We start from the raw sequence: 12,370 nt of genomic DNA, 5'->3' as shown, positions 1-12,370 counted from the left end.
CCTCGGACATGGCGTTCTCGTCGATCAAGTCGCTGCGGCGGCTGCTGCACATTCAGTGGGTGCTGCTGTACCACGGCCTGGACGATCTGCTGCTGGCGGTACCGCTCCCCACACCGCTGCGGCTCGCCGCCCAGCTGACGCCAGGCACCTGGCTCCGCGATGTGCGCGGCCCGCGGGCGGCGCGGATGCGCCGCGCGCTGGAAGACCTGGGGCCCATCTTCGTCAAGTTCGGCCAGGCCCTGTCGACGCGGCGCGACCTGCTGCCGGACGACATTGCCGACGAACTTGTCAAATTGCAGGATCAGGTCCCACCCTTCCCCGGCGCCGACGCCCAGCAAATCATCGAGCAGGCACTCGGACGGCCGGTCCTGGAGTTGTTTGCCGAATTCGATGAAAACGCCCTCGCCTCGGCCTCGGTGGCTCAAGTACACGCGGCGCGGCTGCACAGCGGCGAGTCCGTGGTCGTCAAAGTCCTACGGCCGGGCATCGACCGCCGCATCCGCTCCGATCTCGACCTGCTGGAGCGCCTCGCGACGACCGCCGAGCGGTTCTGGCAGGAAGCCCGACGGTTCCGGCCCATCGACGTCGTTGCCGAGTTCCGCAAGACGATCCTCGATGAACTCGATCTGGTGCGCGAAGCCGCCAACGCCGCCGAAATCCGGCGCCGCTTCGAAGGCTCCGAGATCCTCTACATCCCCCGCATCTATTGGGATTACACGCGCCAGGCCGTGATGGTCATGGAGCGAATTTCGGGCATTCCCGTCGGCGACATCGAGCAACTCCGCGGCGCCGAAGTCGATTTCCGGCTCCTGGCAGAACGCGGTGTGGAGATCTTCTTCACACAGGTGTTCCGGGACAATTTCTTCCACGCCGACATGCACCCCGGCAATATCTTCGTGTTGCCTCCCGCACGGTACATCGCAATCGATTTCGGCATCGTCGGCAGCCTGTCCCGCGCCGATCAGCATTATGTCGCGGAAGCCCTGCTGGCCTTCTTCAACCGCGACTACCGGCGCGTCGCGGAAATGCATATCGAGTCGGGATGGGTACCGGCCTCGACCCGTGTCGAGGAATTCGAATCTGCGGTCCGGACCGTCTGCGAACCGATTTTCGAGAAGCCGCTCAGCGAGATTTCCTACGGTGCGCTGCTGCTGCGGCTGTTCCAGGTCGCGCAGCGCTTCGACATGCAGGTGCAGCCGCAACTCGTGCTGCTGCAGAAGACGCTGCTCAACATCGAGGGTCTGGGTCGGCAGCTCTATCCCGAGCTGGATCTGTGGAAAACGGCAAAGCCTTTCCTGGAAAAGTGGTTCCGCGAACAAATCGGCCCCAAGGCGGCGTTCGAGAAGGTCCGCCTCCAACTGCCGGACTGGGCGCAACAATGGCCCGAGTTTCCCGGACTGGTCCACCGCGCACTGCGCGATACCGTCGACGGCAGGCTCGAAGTCAGTTTCCGTTCGCGCGAATTGCAGGACTTGCGTGCCGAAATCCGCAGCGGCCAGCAGCGGCTGACGCGCAGCGTCGCCGGAGCCACGCTGCTGATCGCGACGACGCTGTTGTTCGCGGTCCCGCCCCCCGCCCTGATGACGGCCTGGGCACCCGCCGTGCTATGGCTCACCGGCGTCACCGGCGCCGCGCTGCTGTTTTCCGCCTGGCGCTGAGCGTGCGTTCTTCGCAGGCCGAGCTAGCGGCCGTGCCTGCGCAACCACGTCAAAACTTCATCGACATTCCGGTCGGGCGGAAAAACAGGATAGAAGAACTTGCGAATCAACCCGGTCTGGCAAACCAGCGTTACGCGCCGGAGCAAACGCAAACCCTCGACCTCGAACTGCGGCAAATGCAATGCGTTCGCAAACCGCAAGTCCGCATCGCTCAGCAACGGAAACGGGAGTTCCAACCGTTCCGCGGCTTCAAGCTGGTCTGCGGCTTCCTGAGCGCTGAGACCGAACACGGTCGTACCCAGCGGCTGCAACTCGTGATGGCGATCCCGGAAGGAGCACGCTTGCGGCGTGCAGCCGGCCGCCCCTGGAATCTGCACCCAGCCCTCGGGAATGGGGCGCCCCGGCCGGCCGGTCATCGGATAGCAGAACAGCACCACCCAGCCGGGGATACGGGACGGATCGACTACCCTGCCGGTAGTTGATTGCAGCTCCACTGATGGTAGCCGGGTCCCCTCAAGATGATCGCAGGCGCCATCGTCAGATGGCCGCGGAAGACCGTCCGGAAACCTGCGCAGAAAATCGGTGGGAGGTTCCTCAGGACCCATGACATAACTCCTCTCGGTGACCTGGATTCACGCATTGGCGCGCCGCGTCAGCATGCGGTGCCTGCCTTCGTCGTGGCAAGCCGCAAATCTTATTTGCTATCATCCCGTGTCTTGAGATGATCGGACCGGAGCAGAATGGCCGCCATCGAAACCCCCGTTTGCGACTTCGGCCGTCAAGCCATCCCCTTCGAACTCCCCGGCACCGACGGCGGCATCTGGACTCTGGACCGGTGCCGCGGCCCGCATGGCCTGCTGGTCATGTTCATCTGCAATCACTGTCCCTATGTGAAGGCGATACGGGAGCGACTCGTGCGCGACGTCGCCGAACTCGCCGCCTGCGGCATCGGCGCGGTGGGCATCATGTCCAACGATCCGGCCGACTACCCGGAAGACTCCTTCGCGAACATGCAGGCCGTTGCCGCCGAGTTCGGGTTCCCGTTTCCGTACCTGTTCGACGAGACCCAGGCTGTTGCAAAGGCCTATGGCGCCGTCTGTACGCCGGATTTCTTCGGCTACAACAGCCGGCTCGAACTGCAGTACCGCGGCCGCCTCGATGCCAGCGGCCGGGCCGCCGCATCGGATGATGCGCCTCGCGAACTGCTGGATGCCATGAAGCAGATTGCGGAAACCGACCGGGGCCCCGAACACCAGATTCCTAGCATCGGCTGCTCGATAAAGTGGCGTGCCGGCGGCTGATTCCCCTTTCCCCCAACTTCCAGGAGACTTCAATGACTTTCCTCCGCATGACCGACCTCGATCTCAAGGGCAAGCGCGTACTGATCCGCGAGGATCTGAACGTGCCGGTCAAGAATGGCAAGGTCACCAGCGACATTCGCATCCGCGCCAGCGTGCCGACGATCAAGGCCGCAATGGAAGCCGGCGGCCGGGTCATGGTGATGTCGCATCTCGGCCGTCCGACCGAGGGTGAATATGCCGAAGAGTTCTCGATGCAACCGGTCGCGGAGCGTCTGGGCGAGTTGCTCGGCAAGCCGGTCACGCTGGTCAGGGACTGGCTGGGCGGCGTGGACGTAGCCCCGGGCGAGGTCGTGCTGTGCGAGAACGTCCGTTTCAACAAGGGCGAGAAGAAGGACAATCCGGAACTGGCGCAGAAGATGGCGGCGCTATGCGACGTCTACGTCATGGATGCCTTCGGTACGGCGCACCGCGCCGAGGCTTCGACCCATGGCGTCGGCGTGCACGCGCCGGTCGCCTGTGCCGGCCTGCTGCTATCGGCCGAGCTGGATGCACTCGGCAAGGCACTGAGCCACCCGGCGCACCCGCTGCTGGCCATCGTCGGCGGCTCCAAGGTCTCGACCAAACTGACCGTGCTCGATTCGCTGTCGACCAAAGTGGATCAGCTGATCGTCGGCGGCGGCATCGCCAACACTTTCCTCGCCGCAGCGGGCTACCCGGTCGGCAAGTCGCTGTGCGAAGTCGACCTGATCCCCGAAGCCAAGCGCCTGATCGAGGCCGCGAAGGCCAAGGGCGGCGAGATCCCGATCCCGACCGATGTCGTTTGCGCCAAGGAATTCGCCGAGACCGCTGCAGCAACGGTCAAGAAGGTCGCCGACGTGGCCGAGGACGACATGATCCTCGATATCGGTCCGGAAACCGCAGCCTGCTATGCCGAGCTGATCAAGAAGGCCGCTACCCTCGTCTGGAACGGTCCGGTCGGCGTGTTCGAAATCGACCAGTTCGCTGAAGGCACCAAGACCGTGTCGCTGGCCATCGCCGAAAGCGCCGGCTTCTCGATCGCCGGTGGCGGCGACACGCTGGCGGCAATCGACAAGTACGGCATCAACGACAAGGTGTCCTACACCTCCACCGGCGGCGGCGCCTTCCTCGAGTTCCTCGAAGGCAAGGTGCTGCCTGCAGTCGCGATGCTCGAAAAGCGCGCGGCAGGCGGCTGAAAGTCGCCCAGACCGTTCTAGCCAGGATCCGCTGCGGGAGGCCACGAGCCGTAACGGTTCACGCCTCCCTCTCGCGGGAGCGGGCGGGGAAGCCGAGACACGCCGTGAATCCGTCCCTGGAGGCTAGCCTGCGGGCTCCCTCCCGCAGACGGTCTCGCCCTCCCGGCCCGCTCCCACTACCCAGCATGAGGGGTGGTGAATGGTTACCCACGAGCCTCCCGCAACCCGAGATTCTCCCCAGGCTCGGCAGCGGCCGAGTGGCCGTAACCACCACGCTGTGAACAAGACGCGACAGAGCGTTGTCAAAACGCTGTACAGCAGCGCGAGCTTTGGGCGATACTAGTTTCCCCCTTACGCAACGCCGAGCCGTCCAGAGGTAGTTTCATGGCAAGAGTGACAGTCGAGGATTGCCTCGACAAGGTCGAAAACCGTTTCCAACTCGTCCTGCTGGCCGCCAAGCGCGCGCGGCAGATCGCACGCTACCCCGACGATGCCAAGGTTCCCTGGACCAACGACAAGCCGACGGTGGTTGCCTTGCGGGAGATCGCCGCCGGGGAGATTGGTCCTGCCTACCTGCATGAGGCGCCCAAGCCCGATCGTTTCGTGATCGAGCGCCCGATGCCGCCGGTGCATTTCGACGACCACGCCGATTTCGACGACGACATTTGACAGGCAAGGACGGTTTGCTGACCTCGACGCGTGGATGAATCTCAACCCAAGCTTTACCACGCCGTCATGGTCACTCTCACGGAACCCCTGCCGACCACGATGATCCCGATCGTCGGGGCGTTGCCATACCGGCCAGGGTTCTCCGCCAACCAGTGCCTGGCCCGCAGCAGGCCCGGGCCGTCATGATCATCCCGCTGTCACGCACGGAAGCGCCTGAACTCCCGCAGGACAAACTGGCGAGACGGCTCACCGGGATCGCCGCGTCGTACCTCGACGCACCGCAGATCGCCGACATCTTCCGCGCCTACGAGGCCGCGCGCACGGCGCACGAGGGGCAGTTCCGGCTCAGCGGCGAACCCTACATCTGCCATCCCCTGTCGGTGGCATTGATACTCGCCGAACTCCGCATGGATGCCAAAGGCATCATGGCGGCAATCCTGCACGACGTCATCGAGGACACACCGGTCACCAAGGAGCAGTTGCGCCAGGATTTCGGCGACGAGGTGGCCGAACTGGTCGACGGCGTCAGCAAGCTGACGCAGCTCGACTGCAAATCCAGCGCCGAAGCGCAGGCACAGAACGTGCGCAAAATGGTCCTGGCGATGATCAAGGACCTGCGCGTCATCATGGTCAAGCTCGCGGACCGGCTGCACAACATGCGAACGCTGGAAGCGATGAGCCCGCCGCGCCGACGCCGCATCGCCCGCGAAACCCTGGATATCTATGCCCCGATCGCGAGCCGGCTGGGCATGAACGAGGTCCGGATCGAACTGGAAGACCTGGGCTTCGCGGCGATGCACCCGCTGCGCTATCGGGTGCTGCAGCAAGCCGTCCGCAAGGCCCGCGGCAACCGCAAGGAAGTCATGGCGCTCATCGAGAGCAGCGTCAAGAAGCGACTCGAACAGGCCGGCATCGTCGGCTACCAGGTCATCGGCCGGGAGAAGCACCTGTTCAGCCTGTATCAGAAGATGCGGAGCAAACGGCTGACTTTCCAGCAGGTACACGATTTCTTCGCGTTCCGGATCGTCGTCGGTAACGTCGACGAGTGCTACCGCTCGCTGGGGATGGTGCACAACCTCTACAAGCCGGTGCCCGGCCGCTTCAAGGATTACATTGCCGTACCGAAGGGCAACGGCTATCAATCACTGCACACCGTACTGATCGGTCCGCACGGGATGCCGCTCGAGATTCAGATCCGGACGCGCGCCATGAACCAGGTCGCAGAGTCCGGCATTGCCGCCCACTGGCTGTACAAGTCCGACAGCGAACTCGGCGACCGCAGTCAGGCCCGCGCCTATGAGTGGCTGCGCAACCTGCTCGAAATCCAGCAAACCGCCGGCGACTCGCTTGAGTTCCTCGACAACCTGAAGGTCGACCTTTTCCAGCAGGAAGTCTACGTGTTCACCCCACGCGGCAAGATCATCAAGCTGCCACGCGGCGCGACCGTCGTCGACTTCGCCTATTCCGTCCATACCGACATCGGCAATGCCTGCGTTTCAGCCCGTATCGACCGCGCGCTGGTGCCGTTGCAAACCACCCTCGAGAACGGCCAGACCATCGAGATCGTGACCGCCCCGTGGGCACGTCCGAACCCGATGTGGCTGAGCTATGTCGTGACAGCGAAAGCGCGGGCCGCGATACGCAGCTACCTGAGGAATTTCAAGAAGCAGGAAGCCATCGCGCTCGGCCGACGCCTGCTCGAGAAGGAACTCGCGGCCCAGGGCACGACGCTGGAGGACCTGCCCGGCGAAAATATCAACCAACTCCTGACGAGTCTGGACCTCCCGTCACTCGATGCGCTGCTGGAAGACCTTGGCCTCGGCAACCGACTGCCATTCCTGATCATCAAGCACCTGGTTCAGGATGAAGCCGGTCCCGATACGACCCAAGGATCGCGAAAGAGGACGCGCTCCCCGCTCGTGATCAAGGGCACCGAAAACATGGTCGTGAACCTGGGCAAATGCTGTCGCCCGATTCCGGGCGATCCGATCATCGGTTTCTTCAATCCGGGCAAGGGCCTGGTTATCCACCAGAGCGACTGCAAGAACGTCACCGAGCTGCGGATGAAGCAGATGAACTGGGTGGACGTCGAGTGGGACAAGCAGGCCAGCGGCGACTTCCCGGCCGTGATCCGGCTCGAACTGCTCAACCAGCCCGGCACGCTGGCCCAGGTCGCGGCAAGCATCTCCCGGATGTCCGCCAATATCGAAAACGTCCAAATCACGAATCAGGACAACCAGATATCGACCGACATCATTACGCTCAGCGTTCGCGACCGGGCCCACCTGGCCAACGTGATGCGGGAGTTGCGCAAGCTGTCGGTCGTCACGCGCATCACACGCGTCAAATCGGAAACCAAGAAGACCCGCAGGCATGACTAGGCAAGTGATTCACACCGATCAGGCCCCCGCCGCGATCGGCACGTATTCGCAGGCGATCCGAACCGGCGACACCGTGTATTTGTCGGGCCAGATCCCGCTGGACCCGGCCACGATGGAGTTGGTGGCCGGCCCGATCGACACGCAGATACGACGTGTGCTGGACAACCTGCAAGCAGTCGCGGCGGCGGCGGGCGGAGGCCTGTCCGACATCGTCAAGCTGAACGTCTACCTCACCGACCTGACGCACTTTCCGCGGGTGAATGCGGTCATGTCGGACTATTTTTCCGAACCCTACCCGGCCCGGGCTGCGATTGGCGTCGCGTCACTGCCGCGCGGCGCCGCGGTCGAAATGGACGCGATACTGGTCATCGGTCAATAGCCCCACGCCGGTGCCGGCGCCGGCCCTGGAAGCGCTGCCGATCGACACCCTCAAGGGGATCGGCCATGCGACGCGCGAGCGCCTCGGCAAGCTGGGCCTCTTCACACTGTTCGACCTGCTCGTTCATCTGCCGCTCCGCTACGAAAACCGGACGGAACTAACGCCGATCGCCGCCCTGGTACCCGGCGTTCGCGCTCTGGTACACGCCCGCGTCGCTGGTATCGAAGCGGCCAGAGGACGGCGCAGGGCGGTTGTCTGCCGCCTGGAGGATGAGACCGGCACGCTGTACATCCGGCTGTTTCATTACAGTGCGACCCAGCTGTCGCGCTTCATTCCGGGCGCGCACATCCAGTGTTTCGGCGAGGTTCGCATCGGCTTGCTCGGACCGGAAATGATCCATCCCGAATACCGCTTCCCCACTCCGGATGGAGCGGGTCCAACCGAAACGGGACTGACGCCCGTCTACCCGATCGCCGAGGGGTTGCGCCAGCGCACCTTCCGCGGCTTGGTCGAACAAACCCTGCAACGACTGGACTCGGGTAGCGCCAGTCTGCACGACCCGCTCGCCGACCGGCCTGGCCCGACATCCGCTCACCCACCGCTGCCGGAAGCGCTGCGTCTGCTCCACCAGCCGGGGACAAACGACGCGGAACGCACCGACGCGGCGCGCGAACGCCTTGCCTTCGAGGAACTGCTCGCCCATCGCCTCAGTATGCTCAGACGACGCGTCGAGGGTCGCCGGCAGGCAGCGCCGGTGCTTGCGCTCGACGTCCGGACCCGCCAGGCCTTCGAGTCGCAGCTGCCGTTTGCCTTGACCGCTGCGCAGCAGCGGGTATCGGCAGAGATCGGGCAGGACCTGCGACAAGCCGCGCCGATGATGCGCCTGCTGCAAGGCGACGTCGGGTCCGGCAAGACCGTCGTCGCGGCACTCGCTGCGCTGACCGCCGCTGCGTCGCAATGGCAGACGGCGCTGATGGCACCCACGGAGTTGCTGGCCGAGCAACACTTCGCGAACCTGAGCGGTTGGCTAGCGCCGCTCGACGTCGAGATTGTGCTACTGCTGGGCCGCCACAAGAACAGCCAGCGCGAAGAACGGTTGGCCCGTGTCGCCGAAGGCCGCGCCGGCGTCGTGATCGGCACCCATGCTCTGTTCCAGCGCCATGTCGCGTTCCATCGGCTGGGGCTGGTCATCATCGACGAGCAGCACCGCTTCGGTGTGCACCAGCGACTCGCCCTGCGCGCCAAGGGCGACACCGGCACCCTGGTCCCGCATCAGCTGATCATGACCGCAACTCCGATTCCCCGGACACGCGCGATGCTCGACTATGCCGATCTCGATCTGTCCGTCATCGATGCCCTGCCCCCTGGACGGACACCGGTGCGGACCATCGCGATGCGCGGCGATCGCCGGGACGAGATCATCGGACGCATTGCCGACTGGGTCGGCAGGGGACGGCAGGCCTATTGGGTCTGCGCCCTGATCGAGGAGTCTGAGACGCTGCAGTGCGAGGCAGCGGAAAAGACGGCGAAAGGCCTCTCGGCAGCGCTGGACGGGATCCGCATTGGCCTGGTCCATGGGCGGATGAAAAGCGCCGACAAGGAGAGTGTCATGCAGGCATTCAAGCGCCACGAGTTCGACCTGCTGGTTGCGACGACCGTGATCGAAGTGGGGGTCGATGTTCCGAACGCGGGATTGATGATCATAGAAAACGCGGAGCGCTTCGGCCTGTCCCAACTGCATCAGTTGCGCGGCCGCGTCGGGCGCGGTGCCGGCGACGCCTTCTGCGTGCTCTTGTATCAACCCCCGCTGGGCACCACTGCCCGGCAACGCCTCGACATACTCAGGGAGTCGAACGATGGCTTCGCGATTGCCGAGAAGGACTGGGAGCTACGCGGCTCGGGGGAGCTGCTTGGCACGCGGCAGACCGGTGGCGGCAGCTTCCGCGTCGCCGCGCTGCCCAGAGACGCCTGGATGCTGCCGCGGGTCGCCGAGGCCGCCGACCGAGTCGGCGCTGAGGATTCCACCGTTCCCGCTCAGCTGCATCACCGCTGGATCGGGCGCTCGATTCAGTATGCCGAGGTATGACCGGCAAAGTCGCCGATGAGCCGACTGTCCCGAACCAGCCGCTCACCACTTTTGCCATACCGAGGCGATACTACGCGCCCGAGTTCACAGACGCGACTTCGGCTCAGACACCCACAACACCAGAACAAAGGACAGCGCCGGTCAGGCACGCTAATATACCGCGACGATCGTAAATGGCGGCAGGCAGGTCCGGCCCGCACGGCGAAACACATCAGGAACAAAGGAACAGGAGAAGCTCCGTATGACACCTTCCGACCGGAACACGACCAGACGACGCCTAGTGTTTATCTTCGGTGCCCTACTGTCCTCACTCAACGCCGCTCTCGCAGAAACCGATATGCAAATGCAGGAAAAGGCTCTCAAGGCACGCGAACAGAGCCAGGGGGGCGAGATGGATCACTCAACGCACCTGAGCCCCAGTCAATTGCCAGGTCAATTCCGGGGCGTTTTTTATGGGTACCTTCCCTGTCATGAGCAGGACTGCAATGGCATCAAAATGACCCTCTCCTTGAATGCCAAGGATAGATATCTTTTGGTCATACAGCCTGCGAAGCCCCAGAACCGGGAGTCTTTCGAGAAAGGAAAATATCAGTGGGACGATACGGCCGGGGTTCTGACGCTTACCCCAAACAAGGATGCCCCGCAGCGTCGGCTCGCGATCAAGGGAGAGGAAACGCTACTCTACCTAACCAGTGATGGCGCACATATGAGCGGAGACCAGGACAGGTACCTGCTGCAACGAAGCGATAAGGCAAACAATCGCACCATGCACGTGCATTGAGCGATCACCGCCGAAAGATGCCTCGACTCTCCTATCCACGAGCAGGCGTGATACGTGGCTCATCACGCAAATGCGAAACCGGATAAGTTGCCATCCCTTGGCATCCCGCCAGCGATTGCCTTATCGAATCACTTTTCCCTGGAATACCAGTAGCGCACACCCGTGTTCGCCGTCAGTATCGCCAAACATGCTCGCGTGCCCCCCCCTTTCGCTCCAATAACAGAGCCTGACAGGCGGCACGAATGGCGCAGAACTCACAAAACCGACGAATAAAGATCGCGCAACACAAGGCCGCGCCATGCGGTATCGATGCATCGCGGCAGCGCGATTGTTTGCAAAAAAGCGTATTGAAGTCGGCCCTTCTCTGTCGAAGCAGGATCATGAAGACGTCGAAAAAAAATACACCACACCGGGCCAGAATCATCCAAACGGGCGGAAACTCAGCGTCGAGACCACCGAGATTCTTATTCCAGTCATAGATCTGACGAATCCTGTCTGGCAATTCATGGCGGACGCTGAGCCAGTTGAAATAGGGATCAAGTGATCGGCTTGCATCAGCCCAGGTCTCATACTGATACAGCTACTGATAATGTCGCGTGAAGAAGGAATTCGCATGTCCTTGATGAGGATCATCGACAACCCGAAACGCAACTGCATTGAGTTCAGAGAAAGTCAAAATTCTCTGCTTCCTCGTTAAACCCATACACTTTTTTACGACGCTGACCACCCCCATTTGCAGGATTCATGCGCGCTACGTCACTGTCAAACAGAAGAATTGGAGTATCGTAGCATCAGTGACAAAGGCGGGCCGGACCACTGCCTGCGTCGTCCGCGCAGCATTGGTATCGCCGCGAGCCCAGATCGGCATCTATGAAGGCAGATGCGGTACCAAGGTTGAAGTTGATCCCGCGCCACCGGAATCAGGATTCGGCTCCTATCGACAACGACTCATGGACTGCCACCTCCGGCATTCCCATGGAATAGCCAGTTCCAGCAAGCCCTTGAACACCGCTGCCCCAGAAGAACCTGATCCCGACGACCTCTCCTCCGAGATATCAGCGCATCCAACGACCAGCAGCTGGCAGGGAATGTAATTATCTCTGTTACGAAGACCCAAAATCCGGCAACAGACGGGAGAAAAGGCCGGACCGGGAACGGCCCTTCTCGGTGATGACACGTCGCGCCTCGACCATCTCCTCTTTCAACCTCGCGTCGGATGTCCGGGCACTGGCTCGGATAGGCGCCCGCTCGGCTCTCTCCAAAAAGGTATGGGCCTGCTGGTATTCCCCTTGATCTATCAGAAAGTCGGCCATGAAGAAGTTGGCGTCGATCGCTGCGGGAAAAAGGTTCACGGCATTCGTCAGATACTGCCGCGCCCGCGCGTCGTCACCAAAGGAGATCGGCCAACCTGGCATACGCCAGTACAGATTGCCCAGCGCAATATAGGCCGCACCCTCCATTGCCTTGGGATCGAGGTCGACGGCCTGCGTCAGGAGTTGTCGTGCCTGATCGATACGACTCAGGGAATCGAGGCCCCAGTCGACGCCGGCCAGGGAGCAGAGCGTCACGGCAGTGACGATCCGCGGTTCAGCCCAGGCTGGGTTGGCAGCCTTGAATGCTTCCGCACGAGCGAGCAGGTCGACAAGGCGCCTCGCCTTACCGGCTTCGTTGGCATCATAGAAGATCTCGGCCCACTCCTGATCCAACTGTTCGGCGAGAGCGACGACATCCGGCGGCGCGCCCGCCATGCCGGGCGCAACGAAGGCGATCAGAAGCGGGGCCAGGGCGAACCACCGGCGTTCAGGTTTCATGCAATGCACCGCAATAGTGGCGCCCCGGATTGCCAGGAATCCCGCAGCAGCTAGTCTTATCCGGGCGACCGTCACGCCCTGGTCCGGAGA

Annotated in this window: 11 protein-coding genes; 9 read left to right on the top strand and 2 right to left on the bottom strand. The window is 62.8% G+C overall.

Going from position 1 to position 12,370, the window contains the following annotated elements:
* Positions 1–8 precede the first annotated feature (8 nt).
* The gene (gene ubiB, locus BWR02_RS18215; RefSeq protein ID WP_139559334.1) at positions 9–1,658 is read left to right on the top strand and encodes a ubiquinone biosynthesis regulatory protein kinase UbiB; all 1,650 of its coding nucleotides are present in this window, start codon (positions 9–11) and stop codon (positions 1,656–1,658) included.
* A 23-nt stretch (positions 1,659–1,681) separates the two neighbouring features.
* Here the strand turns inward: ubiB and BWR02_RS18210 are convergent, their stop codons facing one another.
* Positions 1,682–2,263, bottom strand: a complete 582-nt coding sequence (locus tag BWR02_RS18210; RefSeq protein WP_139559333.1) for a peroxiredoxin — start codon at positions 2,261–2,263, stop codon at positions 1,682–1,684.
* A 135-nt stretch (positions 2,264–2,398) separates the two neighbouring features.
* Between BWR02_RS18210 and BWR02_RS18205 the strand changes: the two genes are divergently transcribed.
* The 8 genes from BWR02_RS18205 (at position 2,399) to BWR02_RS18170 (ending at position 11,013) form a co-directional block, all read left to right on the top strand.
* Positions 2,399–2,959: a thioredoxin family protein gene (locus BWR02_RS18205; protein WP_139559332.1), complete on the top strand. Its 561-nt coding sequence runs from the start codon at positions 2,399–2,401 to the stop codon at positions 2,957–2,959.
* 32 nt (positions 2,960–2,991) lie between these two features.
* Entirely contained in the window at positions 2,992–4,173 is a 1,182-nt protein-coding gene (locus BWR02_RS18200; RefSeq protein ID WP_139559331.1) for a phosphoglycerate kinase, read from the top strand.
* A 384-nt stretch (positions 4,174–4,557) separates the two neighbouring features.
* The gene (gene rpoZ / locus BWR02_RS18195) at positions 4,558–4,842 is read left to right on the top strand and encodes a DNA-directed RNA polymerase subunit omega (protein WP_129883303.1); all 285 of its coding nucleotides are present in this window, start codon (positions 4,558–4,560) and stop codon (positions 4,840–4,842) included.
* Positions 4,843–5,024: 182 nt separating this feature from the next.
* Entirely contained in the window at positions 5,025–7,223 is a 2,199-nt protein-coding gene (locus BWR02_RS18190; protein ID WP_139559330.1) for a RelA/SpoT family protein, read from the top strand.
* Complete coding sequence (ridA, locus tag BWR02_RS18185; RefSeq protein ID WP_139559329.1) at positions 7,216–7,602, top strand: deaminase RidA; 387 nt, start codon at positions 7,216–7,218, stop codon at positions 7,600–7,602. Before BWR02_RS18190 ends, ridA begins: the two co-directional genes overlap by 8 nt.
* A 10-nt stretch (positions 7,603–7,612) precedes the next feature.
* Positions 7,613–9,688 (top strand): ATP-dependent DNA helicase RecG, encoded by a 2,076-nt coding sequence (recG, locus tag BWR02_RS18180; protein ID WP_236102403.1) that lies wholly within the window; start codon positions 7,613–7,615, stop codon positions 9,686–9,688.
* 241 nt (positions 9,689–9,929) lie between these two features.
* On the top strand, positions 9,930–10,469 hold the full coding sequence (locus BWR02_RS18175; RefSeq protein WP_139559327.1) for a copper resistance protein NlpE: 540 nt from the start codon (positions 9,930–9,932) through the stop codon (positions 10,467–10,469).
* 298 nt (positions 10,470–10,767) lie between these two features.
* Positions 10,768–11,013: a hypothetical protein gene (locus tag BWR02_RS18170; RefSeq protein ID WP_162560230.1), complete on the top strand. Its 246-nt coding sequence runs from the start codon at positions 10,768–10,770 to the stop codon at positions 11,011–11,013.
* 559 nt (positions 11,014–11,572) lie between these two features.
* Here BWR02_RS18170 and BWR02_RS18165 read toward each other — a convergent pair.
* Positions 11,573–12,280 (bottom strand): tetratricopeptide repeat protein, encoded by a 708-nt coding sequence (locus BWR02_RS18165; RefSeq protein WP_139559325.1) that lies wholly within the window; start codon positions 12,278–12,280, stop codon positions 11,573–11,575.
* Positions 12,281–12,370 lie beyond the last annotated feature (90 nt).

Source organism: Methylotetracoccus oryzae (genome assembly GCF_006175985.1).
Taxonomy (GTDB): Bacteria; Pseudomonadota; Gammaproteobacteria; order Methylococcales; family Methylococcaceae; genus Methylotetracoccus; species Methylotetracoccus oryzae.
The sequence above is the reverse complement of the archived record's forward strand: the minus strand, read 5'-3'. Positions and strand labels throughout refer to the sequence as shown.